General features: G+C 69.3%; 25 protein-coding genes and 1 tRNA gene. 17 read left to right on the forward strand and 9 right to left on the reverse strand.

From position 1 onward, the window contains the following. A partial coding sequence (locus M4J07_RS20525; protein ID WP_255973980.1) for an RDD family protein occupies positions 1 to 1,045 on the forward strand: 1,045 nt, incomplete at its 5' end. 222 nt (positions 1,046 to 1,267) lie between these two features. Further along, the gene (locus M4J07_RS20530; protein WP_255973982.1) at positions 1,268 to 1,984 is read left to right on the forward strand and encodes an RDD family protein; all 717 of its coding nucleotides are present in this window, start codon (positions 1,268 to 1,270) and stop codon (positions 1,982 to 1,984) included. Positions 1,985 to 2,049: 65 nt separating this feature from the next. On the opposite strand, the gene M4J07_RS20535 is transcribed toward M4J07_RS20530, so the two are convergent. Further along, complete coding sequence (locus M4J07_RS20535) at positions 2,050 to 2,343, reverse strand: hypothetical protein (protein ID WP_255973984.1); 294 nt, start codon at positions 2,341 to 2,343, stop codon at positions 2,050 to 2,052. Positions 2,344 to 2,690: 347 nt separating this feature from the next. Here M4J07_RS20535 and M4J07_RS20540 point away from each other — a divergent pair, with 347 nt between their 5' ends. Continuing rightward, positions 2,691 to 5,111 (forward strand): immune inhibitor A domain-containing protein, encoded by a 2,421-nt coding sequence (locus M4J07_RS20540; RefSeq protein WP_255973986.1) that lies wholly within the window; start codon positions 2,691 to 2,693, stop codon positions 5,109 to 5,111. Between the two features lie 133 nt (positions 5,112 to 5,244). Beyond that, a complete protein-coding gene (locus M4J07_RS20545) occupies positions 5,245 to 5,562 on the forward strand; it encodes a hypothetical protein (RefSeq protein WP_255973988.1) in 318 nt (105 codons plus the stop codon). On the opposite strand, the gene M4J07_RS20550 is transcribed toward M4J07_RS20545, so the two are convergent. Together M4J07_RS20550 and M4J07_RS20555 are read right to left on the reverse strand one after the other, a co-directional pair. Then, positions 5,559 to 6,149 carry an isochorismatase family protein gene (locus M4J07_RS20550; RefSeq protein WP_255973989.1) on the reverse strand — a complete coding sequence of 197 codons (591 nt, stop codon included), beginning with the start codon at positions 6,147 to 6,149 and terminating at the stop codon, positions 5,559 to 5,561. The two genes, M4J07_RS20545 and M4J07_RS20550, sit on opposite strands and share 4 nt — an antisense overlap. Positions 6,150 to 6,245: 96 nt before the next feature. Beyond that, entirely contained in the window at positions 6,246 to 7,574 is a 1,329-nt protein-coding gene (locus tag M4J07_RS20555) for a nicotinate phosphoribosyltransferase (protein ID WP_255973991.1), read from the reverse strand. Between the two features lie 81 nt (positions 7,575 to 7,655). Between M4J07_RS20555 and clpS the strand changes: the two genes are divergently transcribed. The 7 genes from clpS to M4J07_RS20585 all read left to right on the forward strand — a co-directional run bounded on the left by clpS (position 7,656) and on the right by M4J07_RS20585 (position 12,407). After that, positions 7,656 to 7,973, forward strand: a complete 318-nt coding sequence (gene clpS, locus M4J07_RS20560; RefSeq protein ID WP_255973993.1) for an ATP-dependent Clp protease adapter ClpS — start codon at positions 7,656 to 7,658, stop codon at positions 7,971 to 7,973. 21 nt (positions 7,974 to 7,994) lie between these two features. Continuing rightward, positions 7,995 to 8,597 carry a DUF2017 domain-containing protein gene (locus M4J07_RS20565; RefSeq protein WP_255973995.1) on the forward strand — a complete coding sequence of 201 codons (603 nt, stop codon included), beginning with the start codon at positions 7,995 to 7,997 and terminating at the stop codon, positions 8,595 to 8,597. 358 nt (positions 8,598 to 8,955) lie between these two features. Next, positions 8,956 to 10,392: an amino acid permease gene (locus M4J07_RS20570; protein WP_255973996.1), complete on the forward strand. Its 1,437-nt coding sequence runs from the start codon at positions 8,956 to 8,958 to the stop codon at positions 10,390 to 10,392. Between the two features lie 76 nt (positions 10,393 to 10,468). Beyond that, positions 10,469 to 10,885: a Mov34/MPN/PAD-1 family protein gene (locus M4J07_RS20575; protein WP_255973998.1), complete on the forward strand. Its 417-nt coding sequence runs from the start codon at positions 10,469 to 10,471 to the stop codon at positions 10,883 to 10,885. Between the two features lie 91 nt (positions 10,886 to 10,976). Beyond that, positions 10,977 to 11,078 carry a putative leader peptide gene (locus M4J07_RS48520; RefSeq protein ID WP_317453331.1) on the forward strand — a complete coding sequence of 34 codons (102 nt, stop codon included), beginning with the start codon at positions 10,977 to 10,979 and terminating at the stop codon, positions 11,076 to 11,078. Positions 11,079 to 11,168: 90 nt separating this feature from the next. Beyond that, positions 11,169 to 11,447, forward strand: coding sequence for a MoaD/ThiS family protein (locus tag M4J07_RS20580; protein WP_255974000.1), 279 nt, complete (start codon positions 11,169 to 11,171; stop codon positions 11,445 to 11,447). Positions 11,448 to 11,456: 9 nt separating this feature from the next. Then, entirely contained in the window at positions 11,457 to 12,407 is a 951-nt protein-coding gene (locus M4J07_RS20585) for a PLP-dependent cysteine synthase family protein (RefSeq protein WP_255974002.1), read from the forward strand. A 225-nt stretch (positions 12,408 to 12,632) separates the two neighbouring features. On the opposite strand, the gene M4J07_RS20590 is transcribed toward M4J07_RS20585, so the two are convergent. Continuing rightward, on the reverse strand, positions 12,633 to 13,070 hold the full coding sequence (locus tag M4J07_RS20590; RefSeq protein ID WP_255974004.1) for a type II toxin-antitoxin system PemK/MazF family toxin: 438 nt from the start codon (positions 13,068 to 13,070) through the stop codon (positions 12,633 to 12,635). A gap of 204 nt (positions 13,071 to 13,274) precedes the next feature. On the opposite strand from M4J07_RS20590, the gene M4J07_RS20595 reads away from it, so the two are divergent. Next, on the forward strand, positions 13,275 to 14,027 hold the full coding sequence (locus M4J07_RS20595) for an MBL fold metallo-hydrolase (protein WP_255974006.1): 753 nt from the start codon (positions 13,275 to 13,277) through the stop codon (positions 14,025 to 14,027). Between the two features lie 96 nt (positions 14,028 to 14,123). Here the strand turns inward: M4J07_RS20595 and M4J07_RS20600 are convergent, their stop codons facing one another. Both M4J07_RS20600 and M4J07_RS20605 read right to left on the reverse strand, forming a co-directional pair. Next, positions 14,124 to 15,386 (reverse strand): PTS transporter subunit EIIC, encoded by a 1,263-nt coding sequence (locus M4J07_RS20600; protein ID WP_255974008.1) that lies wholly within the window; start codon positions 15,384 to 15,386, stop codon positions 14,124 to 14,126. Between the two features lie 240 nt (positions 15,387 to 15,626). Beyond that, positions 15,627 to 16,913 (reverse strand): PTS transporter subunit EIIC, encoded by a 1,287-nt coding sequence (locus M4J07_RS20605; protein ID WP_255974010.1) that lies wholly within the window; start codon positions 16,911 to 16,913, stop codon positions 15,627 to 15,629. Positions 16,914 to 17,019: 106 nt separating this feature from the next. Between M4J07_RS20605 and M4J07_RS20610 the strand changes: the two genes are divergently transcribed. From M4J07_RS20610 to rdgB, 4 genes are all read left to right on the forward strand, one after another. Continuing rightward, positions 17,020 to 17,337: a PTS glucose/sucrose transporter subunit IIB gene (locus tag M4J07_RS20610; protein WP_305127954.1), complete on the forward strand. Its 318-nt coding sequence runs from the start codon at positions 17,020 to 17,022 to the stop codon at positions 17,335 to 17,337. 81 nt (positions 17,338 to 17,418) lie between these two features. Next, on the forward strand, positions 17,419 to 18,153 hold the full coding sequence (gene rph / locus M4J07_RS20615) for a ribonuclease PH (protein ID WP_255974014.1): 735 nt from the start codon (positions 17,419 to 17,421) through the stop codon (positions 18,151 to 18,153). Between the two features lie 138 nt (positions 18,154 to 18,291). Beyond that, entirely contained in the window at positions 18,292 to 18,684 is a 393-nt protein-coding gene (locus M4J07_RS20620) for a type IV secretion system protein (RefSeq protein WP_255974016.1), read from the forward strand. A 10-nt stretch (positions 18,685 to 18,694) separates the two neighbouring features. Continuing rightward, positions 18,695 to 19,300 (forward strand): RdgB/HAM1 family non-canonical purine NTP pyrophosphatase, encoded by a 606-nt coding sequence (gene rdgB / locus M4J07_RS20625; RefSeq protein WP_255974017.1) that lies wholly within the window; start codon positions 18,695 to 18,697, stop codon positions 19,298 to 19,300. Positions 19,301 to 19,342: 42 nt separating this feature from the next. On the opposite strand, the gene M4J07_RS20630 is transcribed toward rdgB, so the two are convergent. From M4J07_RS20630 to bcp, 3 genes are all read right to left on the reverse strand, one after another. Then, positions 19,343 to 19,417, reverse strand: a tRNA-Leu gene (locus M4J07_RS20630). A gap of 119 nt (positions 19,418 to 19,536) precedes the next feature. Then, entirely contained in the window at positions 19,537 to 21,039 is a 1,503-nt protein-coding gene (proP, locus tag M4J07_RS20635) for a glycine betaine/L-proline transporter ProP (RefSeq protein WP_255974019.1), read from the reverse strand. Positions 21,040 to 21,173: 134 nt separating this feature from the next. Beyond that, the gene (bcp, locus tag M4J07_RS20640; protein WP_255974020.1) at positions 21,174 to 21,641 is read right to left on the reverse strand and encodes a thioredoxin-dependent thiol peroxidase; all 468 of its coding nucleotides are present in this window, start codon (positions 21,639 to 21,641) and stop codon (positions 21,174 to 21,176) included. A 134-nt stretch (positions 21,642 to 21,775) separates the two neighbouring features. On the opposite strand from bcp, the gene M4J07_RS20645 reads away from it, so the two are divergent. After that, complete coding sequence (locus tag M4J07_RS20645; RefSeq protein ID WP_255974022.1) at positions 21,776 to 22,114, forward strand: DUF3618 domain-containing protein; 339 nt, start codon at positions 21,776 to 21,778, stop codon at positions 22,112 to 22,114. Positions 22,115 to 22,127 lie beyond the last annotated feature (13 nt).

The raw sequence follows: 22,127 nt of genomic DNA on the forward strand, positions 1-22,127 counted from the left end.
GGACGGCACCGTCGCGATCAGGGCCGTGCGCCCCGGCGCCGACAAGGCGCCGCGCGCCGACGGCACGATGGCGATCCGCGCCGTGCCGCAGCAGGGCGCGCCGTCCCCGGCCGAGCAGACGGCGCAGCCCGCCGCACCGTCGCAGGCGCAGGCCCGCGCGGGCCTCAACCCGCAGCCCGCGCCCGCCGCTTCCCCGGCGGACCCGCGCCTCGGCACTCCGGCCCAGGGCCCGGCCCACCAGGACCCGCGCGCGGCCGCCGCCCCGGCACCGGCACCGGCCCCCGCACCGGCTCCGGCGCCCGCCCCGAGCCGGCCCGCGCCCGCGTACGGCTACCCGCCCCAGCAGCAGGTGCAGCCCCCGCAGCAGGCTCAGCCGCAGCCCGTGCTCCCGACTCCCGTCACGCAGGGCCCTGGTGGCGGTTCGCCGTCGTGGGCGCAGCAGGTGCACCAGTTGGCGGGACCCGCCCAGGTTCCCGCCCCGGCCGCGGAGCCGGAGGGGCCGGTCACCCCGTTCAAGCCGGTGGCCAGCGACCCGTTCCTCGCCGCCGCGCAGGCCGCCGCGGCCGTCCGCCCGGCGGGCCTCGGCAAGCGGTTCGTGGCGCGGCTCATCGACACGCTCGTCCTGGGCGCGGTCACCGCGGCCGCCGCGGTGCCGCTCGGTACGAAGGCGATGGACCACATCGACGGCAAGATCGACGCGGCGAAGGCGTCCGGCCGGCAGGTCACGGTCTGGCTCCTCGACGGCACGACCGGCACGTACCTCGGCATCGTGCTCGCCGTCCTGCTGGTCTTCGGTGTCCTCTACGAGGCGCTGCCGACCGCGAAGTGGGGGCGCACGCTCGGCAAGAAGCTGATGGGGCTGAGCGTGCGGGACATCGAGGAGCACGCCTCCCCGACGTTCGGCTCGGCCCTCAAGCGCTGGCTCGTCTACAGCGTGCCCGGCGTCCTCGTCATCGGCGTCCTCGGCGTCCTGTGGGGCGCCTTCGACCGCCCGTGGCGCCAGTGCCTCCACGACAAGGCGGCCCGCACGTTCGTGGCGGGTTAGCTGCGGCTGCGTGGGGGCTTCTCGCGCACCGGGGAGAGGCCGCCCGAAGGGCGTGCCTCTCAGGGGCGCGGGGCTGTGTCACTGGCGGCTCCGCCGCGGGGCGCGAGCAACCACGACGAGACCCGCACCCGGCAACGATCGCCGCCCCGCAACGGCGGAAGGCCTCATCCGGACGGCCGCCCGCCGGGTGCGGCGCAACCCCGTTCGCGATCCACTCGGGCCATGAGTACCGAACCGCCGCCCAACGGCTCCGGCCAACCGCCGGAGGACGACCCCTTCCGCAAACCGCCGCCGACCACCCCGCCCGGCGGCGGATCGCCGTACGACAGCCCGCAGGACCCGTACGGCGGCCAACCCCAGAACCCCTACGGCGCCACGCCCCCGCCGGGCGGCGGCACCCCGCCCCCGTACGGCGGCGGTACGCCCCCTCCGTACAGCGGTGACCCCTACGGCTCCGGCGGCTACGGCGGCGGCCAGGACCCGCTCGCCGGGATGCCGCCCCTCGCCGACAGCGGCAAGCGCGTCCTCGCGCGCATCATCGACATCGTCCTGGTGTCGATCGTCGTGGGCCTGCTGTCGTGGGCGTTCGGGATCTCCGAGTACGAGACCGACCCCGACAAGATCGAGTACGGCAAGCAGTTCGGCCAGTCGCTGCTCGCGGCCGTCCTGTACATCGGCTACGACGTCTTCATGACGGCGAAGACCGGTCAGACGCTCGGCAAGAAGTGGCTGAAGCTGCGGGTCGCCAACCTCGACAACGGGGCCACGCCCAGCGCTCAGACCAACCTGATCCGCGCGGTCGTGCTGTGGGTTCCCGCCGTGTTCTGCTGCGCCTGCATCTGGACCGCGATCTGTGGCGGCTGGAGCTTCTTCGACAAGCCCTACAAGCAGGGCCTGCACGACAAGGCGGCCAAGACGGTGGTGGTCAGCAGCGCCTGAACCGGCGCGTCACAGCGCGACAGCGGCGACGTACACAGCACCAGCCGATCCGGCGGGTCCGTGCCTCACGGGCCCGCCGGTTCGCGTTCCCTGACGGACTCGGCCGCGGTGCCGCGCGCCGGGGACGGGATGCGCCGCGCGGTCACGGGCCCGTCCGCCGCCGGCTCGGACTGCGGCTGCGCGCCCGCTTTGCGCGTCGGCACGCTCATGGCCACGAACAGACCGAGGATGACCGCGGAGATGGCGATGACGCCGATCCCGGGACCCGAACTCGTCTGTGACAGCAGCAACATGGCGAGGGTCGAGAGAATGACGGTGGCCGAACCATAGGCGAGCTGTGCGACAGTCGGGCGAGGCATGGCGGTATCCGTCCTCGTGACATCGGGGGAGCAGGGTGCGGCTCGACCGGTGGGTGTGCCGTCGATCCGACTCTATTCCGACGTGTGCCCGAGTGGAACGGCCAGTAAGCATGACCTAACCCACAGTGCCGGTGCATGGGGGGCGCACGGAGTCATCACGTCCACCAAGTGGACGGTCGGACGCGCCCGTTGGGTTTCGGCGCGCATGTCCGGATTCCGGAGCGGCACCCCTGCATAGTGCAACGGAAACGCAACAGTCAAGGACTGTTATTTCTCCCCTACCTCCGGTCAAATGGCGTCACTTGTGATGCGTGGCTCTTCAGCCACGGAGGAGGGGAAAGACTCAAGTGACCACCAAGAGACGGGCGTTGAGATCCGCCGCCGTGCTCGTGACCCTGGCCGCCACCGCGGCCACGGGTTCCATCGCGGCGACGACGGCGCAGGCCGCCACCCCGGCCGACCCCGCGGCCGCCAAGCAGGCGGCCGACGTGAACCAGTCCGAAGCCGTCCTGGACAGCGAGGGCAACGTCGTCGAGGGCCCCGCGGCCAAGACGATGGAGCAGCAGCGCCGCACCGCCCTGGAGCAGGTGCTCGCGGGCAAGGCGAAGGTCGAGGAGAAGAACGGCTCGAAGGTCGTCAGGCTCGGCGGCGGCAAGTCCAAGTACGTCGAGCTGGGCCGCGAGCGCACGGACAAGATCTTCACGATCCTGACCGAGTTCGGCGACAAGGTCGACAACACGACGCTCGTCGACCGGCTCGACGACAACACCCCCGACCTGAAGCCGAAGTACGGCGGCACGCCGGGCCCGCTGCACAACCAGATAGCCGAGCCGGACCGCGCCAAGGACAACTCGACGGCCTGGCAGGCGGACTACGGCAAGAAGCACTTCGAGGACCTGTACTTCGGGTCGGGCAAGGGCGTCGACTCGCTCAAGACGTACTACGAGAAGGCGTCCTCGGGCCGCTACTCCGTCGAGGGCGAGGTCACCGACTGGGTCAAGGTCCCGTGGAACGAGGCCCGTTACGGGTCCAACTACTGCGGCGGCAACAACTGCCCGAACGTCGAGGACCTGGTCCGCGACGGCATCAGCGCCTGGGTCGACGAGCAGAAGGCGGCGGGCAAGTCGACCGCCGACATCAAGGCCGACCTCGCGCAGTACGACCAGTGGGACCGCACGGACCACGACAACGACGGCAACTTCAACGAGCCCGACGGATACCTGGACCACTTCCAGATCATCCACGCCGGCGAGGACGGCTCGGCGGGCGGCGGCGCGCAGGGCGGCGACTCCCTGTGGGCGCACCGCGGTTACGCCTACAGCCGCGACGACGGCGACACCGGTCCGGCCGACTACAAGGCGGGCGGCGTCGCGATCGGCGACACCGGCCTGTGGGTCGGCGACTACACGATGCAGCCGGAGAACGGCGGCCTCGGCGTCTTCGCCCACGAGTACGGTCACGACCTCGGTCTGCCCGACCTGTACGACACCACGTACGTCGGCGAGAACTCGGTCGGCTTCTGGTCGCTGATGTCGGCGGGCTCCTGGCTCGGCACCGGCAAGGAAGCGATCGGCGACATGCCGGGCGACATGACCGCCTGGGACAAGCTGCAGCTGGGCTGGCTGGACTACGACAAGGCCAAGGCGGCGACCTCCTCCAAGCACAAGCTGGGCGTGGCCGAGTACAACACCAAGAACCCGCAGGCCCTCGTCGTCGAACTGCCGAAGAAGACCGCGGTCACCGACATCGTGGCGCCCTCGCAGGGCTCCAAGCAGTGGTGGTCGGACTACGGCGACGACCTCGACAACACGCTGCAGCGCACGGTCGACCTGACCGGGAAGTCGAAGGGCTCCCTGGAGCTCGACGCCTGGTGGGACATCGAGCAGGACTACGACTACCTGTACACGCAGGTCTCCACGGACGGCGGCGCCAGCTGGAAGGCGATCGACGGCACCGCCGACGGCCAGACCATCACGCGTGACGGCGGCGACAAGCCCGCGATCACCGGCACCAACGGCAAGTTCCAGCACCTGGTCTTCCCGCTGGACGCCTACGCGGGCCAGAAGATCGACGTCCGGTTCCGCTACAAGACGGACGGCGGCGTGGCCCAGAAGGGCTTCGCCTTCGACAACCTGGCGGTCAAGGCGGACGGCGCCACGCTGTTCTCCGACGACGCCGAGTCCGAGGCGGCCGGCTGGACGAGCCGCGGCTTCTCCCGCGTCGGTGCCTCCATCAGCGGCGAGTTCCCGCAGTTCTACATCGCCGAGAACCGTCAGTACGTGTCGTACGACAAGACCCTCAAGGTCGGCCCGTACAACTTCGGCTGGCGTGACGGCGGTGCCAAGAACAACTGGGTCGAGCACTACTCGTACCGTCCCGGCCTGGTCGTCTGGCAGTGGGACACCTCGCAGCGCGACAACAACATCGGGCTGCACCCCGGCAAGGGCCTGATCCTTCCGATCGACGCCCACGCCAAGCCGCTGAAGTGGGCGGACGGCAAGCTGATCACGAACAAGATCCAGCCCTACGACGCCGCCTTCAGCTGGTTCCCGAACCCCGGCTTCTCGCTCCACAAGCTGGGCGTCGAGACGAAGGTCCCGGCGCAGCTCGGCGTCCCGGCCTTCGACGACCACAAGGGCACCTACTGGTACGCGGAGAACCCGACCGGCAGTGTCCAGACAACTGACACCAACACCAGGATCTCGATCGTCCAGCAGCCGCTGGACGGCTCGACGATCACGGTCAAGGTCGGTCCCTCGACCAAGTAGTCGGTAAAACCGCAGGTCACAAACGTGTCGGCCGCGACCTTGCTAGCTGGGGCTAGCGGGTCGCGGCCGATCGTGTTTAGGTGCGTCCTGTGGGTTTCTTATTGACACTACGTCTCACGGGGGTGTGACAGTCATGTCCGCAGGAGGGTTCTGCAAGCTGCCGGGCGGCAGCGTGGTGGTGGCTCTGACCCTGCCCGCACCGGGCTCGTCGGAGGGCGCCGTACGGGTCCTCGTGCACTCGGTGAACCGCGCCCGCGCCCTGACCCGCCTGCGCAATCTGGGCCTGCGCGCGGTGTACCTGCGGGGCAACGCGCACCCGCCGACGCCGGACGAGATCACCGCGGTGCTGCACCATCCGGACGGCCTGGTGTGGCGCACCGCCCCCGACCGCTCCACGGGTGAGTTGTGGCACCCGATACGGGCCCTGCTGCACCCCAAGGTCGTCGCCTAGGGCACGACGGGCTTGCCGCTGAGGTCGACCCCGGCCTCCTTCAGCTCCACGAGCGCCGCCTCGGTGGTGGCGGCGGCGACCCCCGCGGTCAGGTCCAGCAGGACCTGCGTGCGGAAGCCCTCCCGCACCGCGTCCAGGGCCGTGGCCCGCACGCAGTGGTCCGTGGCGATGCCGACCACGTCCACCTCGGTGATCTCCCGGGCCCGCAGCCACTCCGCCAGCGGCACCCCGTTCTCGTCGGCGCCCTCGAAACCGCTGTATGCGGCCGCGTACGCGCCCTTGTCGAAGACGGAGTCGATCGCGCCGGAGGCGACGGCGGGCGCGAAGTTCGGGTGGAAGCCGACGCCCTCGGTGCCGGCGACGCAGTGCGCGGGCCAGGAGTGGACGTAGTCCGGCGCGTCGGCGAAGTGGTTGCCGGGCGCGACGTGGTGGTCACGGGTGGCGACGACGTGCTGGTAGCCGCCGCCGGCCGCCTGGCCGATCAGATCGGTGATCGCGGCAGCGACATCGGCACCTCCCGCCACCGCGAGGCTGCCGCCCTCACAGAAGTCGTTCTGCACGTCTACGACGATCAGGGCGCGGCGCATGGTCGGTGTCCTCTGCTTGGAGACTACGAGCGTAGAAGCTTCAAGTGCGTTGCGGGAGAGGGCAATCGGGGCGCACCGGCCCGCTCCCGCACCGGGTCACGCGTACTCGGTGGGAAGGACGGCCTCGCCCCGGGACAGCTGCGTCGCCGACAGCGGGAGCCCGTCGCGCGCCGCGATGTGCCGCTCGCGCACCGCGTCCAGCGGCTCACGGGCCACCACCTCACCGCCCTTGACCAGCTCGACCAGGAGCTGCCGGTCCACGAGATCCGCCGGCACCGGGCCCGTGCCGACGACCTCGGCCTCGGCCACCCCGTCCCCGTCGAGCCGGCGCGCCGCCCACTTGCGGCCGCCGATGGACGTCTTGCCGCCCGCCGACTTCTTCGCGACGGGTACCAGCGGCGCCTTCGGGTCGGCGGACTCGGCGCGCGCCACCAGCTTGTAGACCATGGAGCAGGTCGGGTGCCCGGAGCCGGTCACCAGCTGCGTACCGACGCCGTACGCGTCGACCGGCGAGGCCGCGAGCGAGGCGATGGCGTACTCGTCGAGGTCGGAGGTGACCACGATCTTGGTGTCCTTCGCGCCGAGCTCGTCGAGCTGCTGGCGCACCCGGTGGGCGACGAGCAGCAGGTCACCGGAGTCGATCCGGACGGCGCCGAGCTTCGGCCCCGCGATCTCGACGGCGGTCCTGACCGCCTCCCGCACGTCGTACGTGTCCACGAGCAGCGTCGTGCCCTCGCCGAGGGAGTCGACCTGGGCGCGGAAGGCGTCCCGCTCGGAGTCGTGCAGCAGGGTGAAGGCGTGCGCGGACGTGCCGACGGTCGGGATGCCGTAGCGGAACCCGGCCGCGAGGTCCGAGGTCGTCGCGAAGCCGCCCACGTACGCGGCGCGCGAGGCGGCGACGGCGGCCAGCTCGTGGGTGCGGCGCGCGCCCATCTCGATCAGCGGCCGGTCCCCGGCGGCCGAGGACATCCGGGAGGCCGCCGCGGCGATCGCCGAGTCGTGGTTGAGGATGGAGAGGATCACGGTCTCCAGCAGCACGCACTCGGCGAAGGAGCCCTCGACGCGCAGCACGGGGGAGCCGGGGAAGTAGACCTCGCCCTCCGGGTAGCCCCAGATGTCGCCGGCGAAGCGGTAGTCCGCGAGCCAGGCCAGCGTCGGCTCGTCCACCACGTTCCGCTCGCGCAGGAAGCCCAGCACGTCCGCGTCGAAGCGGAAGTTCTCGACGGCGTCCAGGACGCGCCCGGTGCCGGCCACCACGCCGTAGCGACGGCCCTCGGGCAGGCGGCGGGTGAAGACCTCGAAGACCGAGCGCCGGTCGGCGGTGCCCGCGTGGAGGGCGGCCTGCAGCATCGTCAGCTCGTAGTGATCGGTGAAGAGCGCTGTCGACGGAACGTCCACCGGCAGGCCAAGGTCCGCTGTGTTCATAGGCTGGATGCTACCCCCGATTAGCGTCAAGGTGACGATTTCTGGAGTCCATTTGTGCGTACGGCGGGCGGTGGTGGCAGCATGGGCCGTGTGACGGCTCCAGCACCCCTTGAGATCGAGAAGCCCGAGACCACTGAGGACCTCTCCGTGGTCCCCGAGCCGGACGTCCCCTGGATCACGCTCGTCCACAACGACCCGGTCAACCTCATGAGTTATGTGACGTACGTGTTCCAGACGTACTTCGGGTACTCCAAGGACAAGGCCACCAAGCTGATGCTGGACGTCCACAACAAGGGGCGCGCCGTCGTCTCCTCCGGCACCCGTGAAGAGATGGAGCGCGACGTCCAGGCCATGCACGGATACGGCCTGTGGGCCACGCTGCAACAGGACCGCAAGTAGCAGGGAAGTAACGCCGTACTCATGCCTGGACACTTCGAGCCGATCCCCGGTGGCGGCGCTGCCGTCGCCCTCGACGACGTCGAGATCTCCATCATCCGCTCGCTCGCCGTGCAGCTCCTGGAGCTCATCGGGCCCGGGCCGGGCGGCGAGGAGTCCGACGACCCGCTCGCCGAGCTCTTCGCCGAGGGCCCCAGCGAACCGCCCGCCGACGCCGTCCTGCGCCGGCTGCTGCCGGACGCGTACGGCGGTCCCGGCGCCCCCGACGATCTGGCGTCGCAGGCCGAACTGGGCGCCTACTCCTCGGAGTTCAGGCGCTTCACCGAGAACGACCTGCGGGCCGGCAAGCGCACGGACGCGCTCGCGGTGATCCGCTCGCTCGACGCGCTCAGCCCCGCGGGCGACGGCGGGGCGGTCCTCAAGCTGTCCCAGGACGAGTCGGTCCAGTGGATGCGCGCGCTCAACGACCTGCGGCTCGCGATCGGCACCCGCCTCGACATCGTCGACGAGGAGGACACCGACCTCCTCTACCGGCTGCCCGACGAGGACCCGCGCAAGCCGATGGTGATGGCCTATCTGTGGCTGGGCGGTCTGCAGGAGACCCTGGTCGAAACCCTTATGGCCTGACGTGTCGGGACAAGGCGGGACAGTTCGACGTCACCGAATGTAAGCGCGTTCGCTCAGCGGACGCTCAAATCCGGATAACGATCGCGTCACCGCGCCGGACCTTTTTCCGGCGTGAAGGGACCTTTGTCCGGTTCTCCTCATGGCGTACGCCACATGTGCCTCGGCCGATCACTCCTGCCGCCGTGATAAATCTTCACGACCACCTGACGGACGCCACCCCTGTCCTGTCAGAGGGCGCCCTTACCGGCCGACCGCCGGTAGGCACAGCTCCATCCATCCAGGGGCCCAGCCCCGAAGGATCGTCACAGTCGATCCGAGCCGCGTACGGCACGGATCGGCATGGAGAAAGGCGCACTTCATGACCTCAGTGCAGGTCGACAAGCACAACGCCGGCAATGAGGCCGTGAGCGACCCGGCCGAGGGCGGCGAGGGTTACAAGCGCGGGCTCGGCGCCCGGCAGATCCAGATGATCGCCATCGGCGGCGCCATCGGCACCGGCCTCTTCCTCGGCGCGGGCAAGGGCATCTCCAAGGCGGGGCCCAGCCTGATCCTCGCGTACGCCATCGCGGGCGTGGTCATCTTCTTCATCATGCGGGCGCTCGGCGAGCTCCTCATGTACCGCCCGGTCTCCGGCTCGTTCTCGGAGTACGCGCGCGAGTTCATCGGCCCCTTCGCGGGCTTCGTCACCGGATGGACGTACTGGCTGTTCTGGGTCATCACCGGCATGACCGAGGTCACGGCGGCGGCCACCTACATGACGTACTGGTGGGGCATCCCGCAATGGGTGTCCGCACTCGTCTTCACGATCATCCTGTACGGCGCCAACCTGATCTCCGTGAAGCTCTTCGGTGAGCTGGAGTTCTGGTTCTCCATGGTCAAGGTCACCGCCATCGTCGGCATGATCCTGATCTGCGCCGGCATCCTCACGCTCGGCTTCTCCGACGCCGGCGACACGGCCTCCGTCACCCACCTGTGGGACCAGGGCGGCTTCTTCCCGCACGGCGTCGGCAACACCCTGATGACCCTGCAGATGGTGATGTTCGCGTTCCTCGCCGTCGAGCTGGTCGGTGTCACCGCGGGTGAGTCCAAGGACCCGAAGAAGGTCCTGCCGAAGGCCATCAACACCGTGCCGTGGCGCATCGCCGTCTTCTACGTCGGCGCCCTGATCATGATCCTCTCGGTCGTGCCGTGGACGGAGTTCCAGCCCGGCGTCTCGCCGTTCGTGCACGCCTTCGAGAAGATGGGCCTGGCCGCGGGCGCGGGCATCGTGAACTTCGTGGTCCTCACCGCCGCCCTGTCGTCCTGCAACTCGGGCATGTACTCCACCGGCCGCATGCTGCGCGACCTCGCGCTCAACGGCCAGGGCCCGTCCTTCTTCACCAAGCTGACCCGGAACGGCCTGCCGCTGATCGGCACGTCCTTCTCCGCCGCGATGATGCTCGTCGGCGTCTGGATCAACTACCAGTGGCCGGGTGAGGCGTTCAACTACGTCGTCTCCTTCGCCACCATCTCCGGCATGTGGGCCTGGATCATCATCCTGGTCTGCCAGATCCGCTACCGCCTCAAGTCCGACCGCGGTGAGCTCCCGAAGTCCGAGTTCCGGGCGCCGGGCGGCATCTGGGCGAGCATCTTCTCGCTGGCGTTCATCGCGATGGTGATCGTGATGATGGGCATCGACAAGGACGCCCGCGTGTCCCTGTACGCGGCCCCGGTCTGGGGCGTGATCCTGGGCGTCGCCTACGCGGTGCTCAAGAGCCGCAACCCGCAGGGCGCGGCCTTCGCCAAGCGGAGCTGACCTCGCACGTCTCACCAGCTGGGCCGCCTCGTACCGCACTCCGGTACGAGGCGGCCCTTCTGCTTATCCTGACCGCATGCTGAAGATTTCCCAGGCCCTGTTCGACCAGATCGTGGACCACGCCCGCAAGGACCACCCCGACGAGGCCTGCGGCGTCGTCGCCGGACCGGTCGGCGAGGGCCGCCCCGAGCGCTTCATCCCGATGCTGAACGCCGCCCGCTCGCCCACGTTCTACGAGTTCGACTCCGGCGACCTGCTCAAGCTCTACCGCGAGATGGACGACCGCGACGAGGAGCCGGTGATCATCTACCACTCGCACACGGCCACCGAGGCGTACCCGTCGCGCACCGACATCACGTACGCGAACGAGCCGGGCGCCCACTACGTCCTGGTCTCCACCGCCGACACGGACGACGCGGGCCCCTTCCAGTTCCGCTCGTTCCGCATCGTGGAGGGCGAGGTCACCGAGGAAGAGGTCGAGGTCACCGCCTGAACGGAGACCACATCCCAGCAACCGGACGATTTTCGACCGCATGCTGAGATCACATTCGGGGACCCCGGCCGGGAATCGATACGATGAGCCCATGGTTTTCCACGACGTGAGCGAAAAGACGCCGGGCATGCTGCTCGTTGCGCGGCTGCACGTCGACCTGTGCCGCCTCGCCAGCGCCATCTGTCCGCGCTGAGCCGCACCGCCGTACGGCCCCACCCCGCAGTACGGAAGCGCCTCCGCGCGCTCACCCACACGACTCCCGACTCCTGACAGGAGCCCCAGCATGGCCATCGAGGTCCGCATCCCGACCATCCTCCGCACCTACACCGACGGCGAGAAGGCCGTCCAGGGCAGCGGGGACACCCTCGCCGAGCTGTTCACCGACCTGGACTCCCGGCACTCGGGCATCGCCGCCCGCATCGTGGACAACGGCCAGCTGCGCCGCTTCGTGAACGTCTACCTGAACGACGAGGACGTCCGGTTCCTCGACGGCATCGAGACCAAGCTCGCCGACGGCGACAACGTGACGATCCTGCCGGCCGTGGCCGGCGGAATGCGCTGAGCGGGACGTATGCGTTACGACAGCCCCCTGGCCGCGGTCGGCAACACCCCTCTGGTGCGCCTGCCGCGGCTGTCGCCCTCCGACGACGTACGGATCTGGGCGAAGCTCGAGGACCGCAATCCGACCGGCTCGGTCAAGGACCGCCCCGCGCTCCACATGATCGAGCAGGCCGAGAAGGACGGCCGGCTCACCCCCGGCTGCACCATCCTCGAACCCACCTCGGGCAACACCGGCATCTCGCTCGCGATGGCCGCCCGCCTCAAGGGCTACCGCATCGTCTGCGTCATGCCGGAGAACACCTCGCAGGAGCGGCGCGACCTGCTCGCCATGTGGGGCGCCGAGATCATCGCGTCCCCGGCCGCGGGCGGCTCCAACACGGCCGTCCGCATCGCCAAGGAACTGGCCGAGCAGCACCCGGACTGGGTGATGCTCTACCAGTACGGCAACCCGGACAACGCGGGCGCGCACTACGCCACGACCGGGCCGGAGATCCTGGCGGACCTCCCCTCGGTCACGCACTTCGTGGCGGGGCTCGGCACGACCGGCACGCTCATGGGCGTGGGCCGGTTCCTGCGCGAGCACAAGCCCGACGTCAAGATCGTCGCGGCCGAGCCGCGCTACGACGACCTGGTGTACGGGCTGCGCAACCTCGACGAGGGGTTCGTCCCCGAGCTGTACGACGCGTCCGTCCTGACGACCCGGTTCTCGGTCGGCTCGGCCGACGCGGTGACGCGTACGCGGGAGCTGCTCCAGCTGGAGGGCATCTTCGCGGGGGTCTCCACGGGGGCCGCGCTGCACGCGGCGATCGGGGTCGGCAAGAAGGCGCTGAAGGCGGGGGAGTCGGCCGACATCGTCTTCGTCGTCGCCGACGGTGGCTGGAAGTACCTGTCGACCGGGGTCTACACGGCCGCGACGACGGAGGAAGCGATCGAAGTACTCCACGGTCAGTTGTGGGCCTGAGCGTCTGACCGATTCCGGGCTCGTCGGTCGGGTGCGGGCCGGTGGGGGCTGGTCGCGCTCCGCGGCGGAGCCGCTGATCGAACAGCCCCGCGCCCCTGAGAGGCACGCCCTTCGGGCGGCCTCTCCCTGGCGGGGGAAGGCTGCGCGTCAGCGCATGCCTTCCAGGGGCGCGGGGAACTGCGCGAGAAGCCCCACCGGCCCGCAGAATGGCGACGTACCCGCGGCTCAGCGGCCCAAGTGGCGGACCTGGTCCCACAGGACCGGGTCGACTACGCCCGCACGGCGCCGGAAGTCTCCCAGCGGGACCTCGCGGAGCTCGTCCGTCTCCAGGAAACTCGCCCGCCCCTGCGCATCCCCGACCGACCCGGGCGGCAGCGGGATCACTCCAGGCCGCTCGTCGTGATACCGGCTGGTGATCTTCGCGACGAGCGCGGTGTCACCCCGTAGCGACAGGACCAGGCACGGCCGGTCCTTGCCGCCGGGCCCGTCCTCGTAGGGCACGAGCGCCCACCAGATCTCCGTCGGCTGCGGCCCCCCGGCCACCCGCGCGCGCGGCGCGTGCCGGACCCGCTGCCGGGAACCGCGACCCCACCCGTCGACCAGCGCCGCGACCAGCGCGAGCAGTACGACGGCCGCGAGCGCCAGCCACCAGGACGTGTCCATAGGCATGACGGTACCGGTGGGGCGCGCGGGGCGCGCCACCGGACCGCGCCCGTCCGGAGCCCCCCGAACCGGTGACAGCGCAGGTGAGTTCGCCCACAACGGCCCGTGACGGAGGAGCCACTCGACCTTTTGCGCCTTACGCTCGACGGACCCCTTGGTTCAAGCCCCGCATTCCGACCGCCAGCGCGGAGGTTGAAGGCTCTTATGAAGCTCACCGTCGTCGGCTGCTCGGGGTCGTTCCCGTCCGCGGATTCGGCCTGCTCGAGCTACCTCGTCGAGGCCGACGGCTACCGGCTGCTTCTCGACATGGGCAATGGCGCCCTGGGCGAGTTGCAGCGCCACTGTGGTCTCTACGACCTCGACGCGATCTTTCTCAGTCATCTGCACGCGGACCACTGCATCGACATGTGCGCGTACTTCGTCGTGCGCTACTACCGCCACGACGGCGGCCGCTGCGACCCCATCCCGGTCTTCGGACCGGAGGGCACCGAGCAGCGGCTGACCACCGCGCACGCCGACACCCCCTCGGCCTCCGCCTTCAGTGAGGTCTTCGACTTCCACACCGTCAAGCCGGGCGCGTACGAGATCGGGCCCTTCTCCGTGCGGATGGAGAAGGTCTGCCACCCGGTCGAGTCGTACGCGATCCGCGTCGAGCACGGCGGCCGGTCCCTGACGTACTCGGGGGACACCGGGCCGTGCGCCGCGCTGGACGAACTGGCCCAGGACACCGACCTGTTCCTGTGCGAGGCCGCGTTCACGCACGGCAAGGAGAACATTCCGGCGCTGCACCTGAACGGCCGCGAGGCGGGCGAGTCGGCGCAGCGGGCCGGGGCGCGCAGGCTGGTCCTGACGCACATCCCGCCGTGGACGGACCCGCAGGTGAACCTGACGGACGCGCGCGCGGTGTACGACGGCGCCGTCGAGCTGGCCGCGCCCGGAGTGACGTACGAGATCTGACGTCGCGGCGCGACGCCGAAGGCCCCCGGAACCGAAGCGGTTCCGGGGGCCTTCGTGCGTGTCAGCCGTGTCAGCCGTGTCGGCCGGTGCGGGGCCTCACGCCTTGGTGAGGTCCTCGACCTCCTCCTCGGGCTCGCGGCCCGGGGTGGTGAGGTTGAACTTGATGATCGCGAACCGGAAGGTCACGTAGTAGATCACCGCGAAGACCAGGCCGATCGGGATGATCATCCATGGCTTGGTGGCGTGGGTCCAGTTCAGCGCGTAGTCGATGAAGCCGGCCGAGAAGTTGAAGCCGGCGTGCACCCCGAGGGCCCAGGTGATCGCCATGGACGCGGCGGTCAGCACCGCGTGCAGGACGTACAGGATCGGCGCGATGAACATGAACGAGAACTCGATCGGCTCGGTCACACCGGTGACGAACGAGGTCAGCGCGAGCGAGACCATCATGCCCATCACGGCCTTGCGGCGCTCGGGGCGGGCGCAGTGCGCGATGGCGATCGCGGCGGCCGGCAGGCCGAACATCATGATCGGGAAGAAGCCGGACTGGAACATGCCGGCCGACGGGTCACCGGCCAGGAAGCGCGGGATGTCGCCGTGGACGACCTCGCCCGCGGAGTTGGTGAAGTCACCGAGCTGGAACCAGGCGACCGTGTTCACGAACTGGTGCATGCCGATCGGGATCAGCGCGCGGTTCACACCGCCGAACAGGGCGGCGCCGCCGGAGCCGAGGCCGGTCATCCACTCACCGAAGTTGGAGATGCCGGTGCCGATGGGCTCCCAGACCAGGCCGAAGAAGACACCGGCGATGATGCCGACGAAGGCCATGATGATCGGGACGAGCCGGCGGCCGTTGAAGAAGCCGAGCCAGTCGACGAGCTTGGTGCGGTGGTACCGCTGCCACAGGATCGCGGCGAGCAGACCCATGACGATGCCGCCGAGGACACCCGGGTCGTTGTACGTCGCGGCGACGTCGACGCCCTTGTTGGCGGTCGTGTTGACGACGGCCTCGGTGACCGGGAAGGCCTGCAGCACCTTGCTGTAGACGAGGAAGCCGACGAGCGCGGCGAGCGCCGTCGAGCCATCGGACTTCTTGGCGAAGCCGATGGCCACGCCTATGCAGAACAGGATCGGCAGCGCGCCGGTGATGGCGCCACCGGCGTTGTTGAAGACAGCGGCGACCTTGTCCCAGCCGAGGCCGTCCTTGCCGAAGATGTCGTCCTGGCCGAGTCGCACCATGATGCCCGCGGCAGGCAGCACCGCGATCGGCAGCTGGAGGCTGCGACCCACCTTCTGGAGGCCCTGGAACAGGCCGGATCCCCGCTTCTTTGCGGGAGCCGCCGTAGCGCTGGCGGTGCTCATCAACTTCCTCCATGTGCTGGGGTGCTGCCGGGGACGGAATGGGAAAGAAGGGGGTTGGGCAGCAGCCAGATGGTCTACACCACTCAGTGGTGTAGACCTGTTGTAGCACGGTGAAGGCGGGATAAGGAACCCGTGATTCTTGTGGGGTGGAACATATGCGCCGCTGACGGCTCATACGTGACGAAGGGCCCCCGGACCAGAGGTCCGGGGGCCCTTCGCGAGGGGCAGTTGGGCGGGGTCTCACGCCTTGGTGAGGTCCTCGACCTCCTCCTCGGGCTCGCGGCCCGGGGTCTTCAGATCGAACTTGGTGATCGCGAAGCGGAAGATCACGTAGTACACGACCGCGAAGCACAGACCGATCGGAATGATCATCCATGGCTTGGTGGCCAGGCCCCAGTTGATCACGTAGTCGATCAGACCCGCCGAGAAGCTGAAGCCGTCCTTGACCCCGAGTCCCCAGGTCACCGCCATCGAGACACCGGTGAGCACCGCGTGCACCGCGTACAGCAGCGGGGCGATGAAGACGAAGGAGTACTCGATGGGCTCGGTGATACCGGTGACGAACGAGGTCAGCGCCAGCGAGAGCATCATGCCGCCGACCGCCTTGCGACGCTCCGGGCGTGCGCAGTGGTACATCGCCAGACAGGCCGCCGGGAGGGCGAACATCATGATCGGGAAGAAGCCCGTCTGGTAGATGCCCGCGGTCGGGTCGCCGCTCAGGAACATGTTGATGTCACCGTGCACGACCGTGCCGTCCGGCTTGGTGAACGAGCCGAACTGGAACCACAGCGGGACGTTCAGGAACTGGTGCAGGCCGATGACCAGCAGCGCGCGGTTGGCGACGCCGAAGATGCCGGAACCGATGGCGCCCAGGTCCTGCAGCCAGTTGGAGAAGGACTCCAGCGCGTCACCGACCGGCGGCCAGATCCACAGGCAGATCACGGCGAAGACGATGCCGATGAACGCCATGATGATCGGGACGAGCCGGCGGCCGTTGAAGAAGCCGAGCCACGAGACCAGCTTGGTGCGGTGGTAGCGGACCCAGAAGAACGACGCCAGGAAGCCCATGATGATGCCGCCGAACACGCCCGGATTCTGGTACGTGAACGCGGCCACCGTGCCGTCCGCCGCCTGGCAGCCCGTGGCCACCGCCTTCGCCCCGCTCGCACAGTCCACCGGGAACTGGTGCAGCACGCCCCGGTAGACGAGGAAGCCCGCCACCGCCGCGAGGGCCGTCGAGCCGTCCGCCTTCTTGGCCATGCCGATCGCGACACCGATGCAGAACAGCAGCGGCAGTCCGAGGTCGGCGTCGAGCAGGGCGCCACCGGCACCCGCGAAGACCTTCGCGACGTCGGTCCAGCCGAGCCCGTCGTCACCGAAGACGTCGGGCTGGCCGAGCCGGTTGACGATGCCGGCCGCAGGCAGCACGGCGATGGGCAACTGCAGGCTGCGCCCCATCTTCTGGAGACCCTGGAAGAAGTTGCTCCAGGGACTCGGCCGGGGTGCTGCGGCTGCGTTCGCGCTCATGGGCGTCCTCCCGGAACAAGCCACGTTTGGCGGTCGTTGGATACTGGTGTAGACCAGTTGCGGGACGGGTCGGTCCACGTGATCGTCATCATTCGTCACGGCAGGGATGACCGCGCGCGAAGTTGGTCCAACCGTGGGTTACCGTGACAAAGCGGCCCATAGGCGGGCCCGGGAAAACAGGGAGAACGAAATGGCCACCAAGGCTGAGAAGATCGTCGCCGGGCTCGGCGGGCTCGACAACATCGAAGAGGTCGAGGGCTGCATCACCCGCCTGCGGACCGAGGTCATCGACCCCTCCAAGGTCGACGAGGCGGCGCTGAAGGCCGCCGGCGCCCACGGAGTCGTGAAGATGGGCACCGCGATCCAGGTCGTCATCGGCACCGACGCCGACCCGATCGCCGCCGACATCGAAGACATGATGTGACCTGCTGAGGCCACGTCGGCGAAGGCCCCGCCCCCGCACACAGGGGGTGGGGCCTTCGCCGTACCCGATACGCTCACCCCTATGTCTCGCATCGACGGCCGCACCCCCGACCAGCTCCGCCCGATCACCATCGAACGCGGCTGGAGCAAGCACGCAGAAGGCTCCGTCCTCGTCTCCTTCGGCGACACCAAGGTCTTCTGCACCGCCTCCTTCACCGAAGGCGTCCCGCGCTGGCGCAAGGGCAGCGGCGAGGGCTGGGTCACCGGCGAGTACTCGATGCTGCCGCGCGCCACCAACACCCGCGGCGACCGCGAATCCGTCCGCGGCAAGATCGGCGGCCGCACCCACGAGATCAGTCGCCTCATCGGCCGTTCGCTGCGCGCCGTCATCGACTACAAGGCCCTCGGCGAGAACACCATCGTCCTCGACTGTGACGTCCTCCAGGCCGACGGCGGCACCCGCACCGCCGCCATCACCGGCGCCTACGTCGCCCTCGCCGACGCCATCGCCTGGGGCAAGTCCAAGAAGCTCATCAAGGCCGGCCGCGAGCCGCTCACCGGCACCGTCTCCGCCGTCTCCGTCGGCATCGTCGGCGGCGTCCCGCTGCTCGACCTCTGCTACGAGGAGGACGTGCGGGCCGACACCGACATGAACGTCGTCTGCACCGGCGACGGCCGCTTCGTCGAGGTGCAGGGCACCGCCGAGGCCGAGCCGTTCGCCCGCGACGAACTCAACTCCCTGCTCGACCTGGCCGTTTCCGGCTGCGACGAGCTGGCCGCCGCCCAGCGCAAGGCACTTGAGGGCCCGCTCGCATAACTGCTTGGCCAGGTAAAGAAATCCCCAAGTAAGGTGGCGGTCGTACAGCAACCGCACAGCCACCGACTGCGTCACTACGGACAGGTGGACGGCACACGACGCCGTTCTCCTGTCCGTACTTCAGGGGAGGACCGTTCCATGGCCGCGCGCCGTCACCGACGTACCGCCGTAATAGCCGTAGCCGCGGCACTGATCGCGGCCCCGGCCGCCGTCGGCTGCTCGGCAGTCGACAAGGCCCTCGACTGCGTCCAGACCGCCGACTCCATCGCCGACAGCGTCACCGACCTGCAGACGGCCGTGGAGAACGCGGCGAACGACCCGGGCCAGGCCGACGAGGCGCTCGACTCCATCGACAAGAACCTCGACAAGATCGGCGACAAGACCGACAACGCCGACGTGTCGAAGGCGGTCGACGACCTCAACAAGGCGGTGGGCAACGTCCGCACGGCCATCAAGAACGGCGACGAGACGCCCGACGTCACCCCCGTCACGGACGCGGCGGGCGAACTGACCAAGGTCTGCACCCCGTAATACTGGGGGCATGACCCGCCTCATCCTCGCCACCCGTAACAACGGCAAGATCGTCGAACTCCGCGCGATCCTCGCCGACGCAGGCCTGCCCCACGACCTCGTCGGCGCGGACGCGTACCCCGACGTCCCCGACGTCCGGGAGACCGGCGTCACCTTCGCCGAGAACGCCCTCCTCAAGGCCCACGCCCTCGCCCGGGCCACCGGCCTGCCCGCGGTCGCCGACGACTCCGGCCTCTGCGTCGACGTCCTCGGCGGCGCCCCCGGCATCTTCTCCGCCCGCTGGGCCGGCCGCCACGGTGACGACAAGGCGAACCTCGACCTCCTCCTCGCCCAGCTCGGCGACATCGACGACGACGTCCACCGCGGCGCCCACTTCGCGTGCGCCGCGGCCCTCGCCCTGCCGGACGGCACGGAGCGCGTGGTGGAGGGCCAGATGCGCGGCGTCCTGCGCCACGCACCGGCCGGCACGAACGGCTTCGGCTACGACCCGATCCTCCAGGTCGAGGGGGACACGCGGACGGCTGCCGAGCTGAGCCCCGACGAGAAGAACGCGATCTCGCACCGGGGGAAGGCGTTTCGGGCTCTGGTGCCGGTGGTGCGGGAGTTGTTGGGCTGAGCACGGGAAAAGCGCTCCCCGGAGGGAGCGCTTTTCTTCGCGTGGGCCCGGTGGGACTCGAACCCACGACACACCGGACCTAAACCGGCGCCCTCTGGCCAGCTGGGGTACGGACCCTTGCGGGCCACTCTACTGGGTGAGGTGATGGCGATCGGCGAAATGAAAATCGGACTGTCGCGCCCGAAATGCGGGACAGCCCGATGGGTGTGGGCGGACCGCATAAGGCGGGCGGGCGGTCAGAACTTCGGCACCGGAGCCTGCGCCTCCACCATCTCCGCCGCCTCCTCCTCGGTCTCCACCGACGGCGGGGACCCGGCCAGCGGCTGCTGGGCCGTCTCCTTCATGCAGGCCACCGCGATCACGCCGACCAGGGCCGCGGCCATCGCGTAGTACGCGGGCATCATGTCGGTCCCGGTCACGCTGATCAGGGCCGTGATCACCAGCGGGGTCGTACCGCCGAAGATCGACGCCGAGAGGTTGTAGCCGACCGAGAGGGAGCCGTAGCGGACCTGTGTCGGGAACAGGGCCGGAAGCGCCGCCGACATCGTGCCGAGCATGCAGACCAGGGAGAGGCCCAGCATCAGCATGCCGAGCGAGACGGCCCACAGGGCGCCGTTCTTGACCAGCAGGAACGAGGGGATGGAGAGGACGAAGAAGCCGAGCATGCCGGCCATCAGGAGCGGCTTGCGGCCGAAGCGGTCGGAGAGCTTGCCGACCTGGTTGATGACGCACATCAGGACGATCATCGTCGCGATGAGGATGAGCAGGCCGTGCGTCTCCGAGTAGCCCATCTCGTCCGAGAGGTACGTCGGCATGTACGACAGGAGCATGTAGTCGGTGATGTTGTACGCGCCGACCAGGCAGATGCACAGGATGAGCGTCGGCCAGTAGTCGCGGAAGATCTTCGCCAGGTCGCCCTTGGCCGTCGTCTCCACGGTGGACGCCGCGTCCGTCGCCTTGTGGGACGACTCGTCCTCCAGTTTCTGGAAGGCGGGGGTCTCGTCCAGGCGCAGTCGCAGGTAGAGGCCGACGAGGCCGATCGGTCCCGCGACCAGGAACGGGACGCGCCAGCCCCAGGACTCCATGCCGTCGCTGCCGAGCCAGGTGGTGAGGATCGTGACCAGGCCGGCCGCGCCCACGTAACCGGCGAGCGTGCCGAACTCCAGGAAGCTGCCGAAGTAGCCGCGGCGCTTGTCGGGGGCGTACTCGGCGATGAAGGTGGAGGCGCCGCCGTACTCGCCGCCCGTGGAGAAGCCCTGGATCAGGCGGAAGAGGATCAGCAGGACCGGGGCCCAGAAGCCGATGGTGGCGTACGACGGGATCAGGCCGATGGCGAAGGTGCCGACCGCCATCAGGATCATGGTCATCGCCAGGACCTTCTTGCGGCCGATCTTGTCACCCATCGGGCCGAACACCATGCCGCCGATGGGGCGCACCAGGAAGGACACGGCGAAGGTCGCGAACGACGAGATCAGCTGGACCGTGTCGTTCCCGGACGGGAAGAAGACATGGCCGATCGTCACCGCCAGATAGGAGTAGATGCCGAAGTCGAACCACTCCATGGCGTTGCCGAGCGAGGCCGCCTTGACCGCCCTCTTCACCGCGGCGTCGTCGGTGACGGTGATGTCGGTACGGCGCAGCGGCGGGTTCTTGCGCCGTTTGACGGCGCGGAACAGTGCCCGGTGACGCTTGACCGCCTCCGGGTCGGGCGCCGGCCCTTCCTCGGTCTCGGTGGTCATGGGGTGGATCCCTTCTCTGGACGCAATCGGTGCCAGGGGATCACTTGCTCGATGGTGGCGGTCGCAAACGAAAGTCCCCGTCCGAGGGGACTTTCGTCACAGCGCGGGTACCCGGTGGGGTCGTCCGGAATCGGTCAGATGCCGAGGTCCTTGATGATCTTCGCCACGTGGCCGGTCGCCCGGACGTTGTAGAGGGCGTGCTCGACCTTGCCCTCCTCGTCCACGACGATCGTGGAGCGGATGACGCCCATGTAGGTCTTGCCGTAGTTCTTCTTCTCGCCGAACGCGCCGTACGCCTCCAGGACCTTCTTGTCGGGGTCGCCGACGAGCGTGACCTTGAGGTTCTCCTTCTCGCGGAACTTGGCGAGCTTCTCCGGCTTGTCGGGGGAGACGCCGATGACGTCGTAGCCGGCGGCGGCCAGCAGGTCGAGGTTGTCCGTGAAGTCGCAGGCCTGCTTGGTGCAGCCGGGGGTCAGCGCCGCGGGGTAGAAGTAGACGATCGTCTTGCGGCCCTTGTGGTCGGCGAGGGAGACCTCGTTGCCGTCGGCGTCGGGGAGGGTGAAGGCCGGGGCGGTGTCGCCGGGCTGCAGTCGCTCGCTCATGTCGCTCGCATCTCCTTGCGGGTGGGTGACTCCGGACGAGCGTAATGGGCGTAATGGGGGTGCCGGGGGGTGGCGGTAGCCGCGAGCTGACAGACTGTCCACCACCTATACGCAGCGACCATGGAGGCAGCGCGGTGTCGGACACGTCGAGTACGCCGGATACGCGGACGCCGGCGCAGATCGAGGCGGACATCAAGCGCCGCCGCGAGACCCTCGCCGAGACCCTCGACGAGATCGGGATCCGGGTCCATCCGAAGACGATCGTCGGCGACGCCAAGGCCAAGCTGGTGTCGAACGTCGACCACACGCTCGGGCGGGCGTACGTCGGGGCCAACCGGCTCGTCTCGGACGTGAAGGGCCAGTTCGTCTCGGAGGAGGGCGCGCCGCGCCTGGAGCGGATCGTGCCGGTCGCGCTCGTCGTGGTCGGGGTCGTCGGGCTCCTCGCGCTGAACTCGCGGCGCCGCAAGGGCTGACCCGAAGGCGTAC

This window comes from Streptomyces longispororuber (assembly GCF_024448165.1).
Lineage (GTDB): Bacteria > Actinomycetota > Actinomycetes > Streptomycetales > Streptomycetaceae > Streptomyces > Streptomyces longispororuber_A.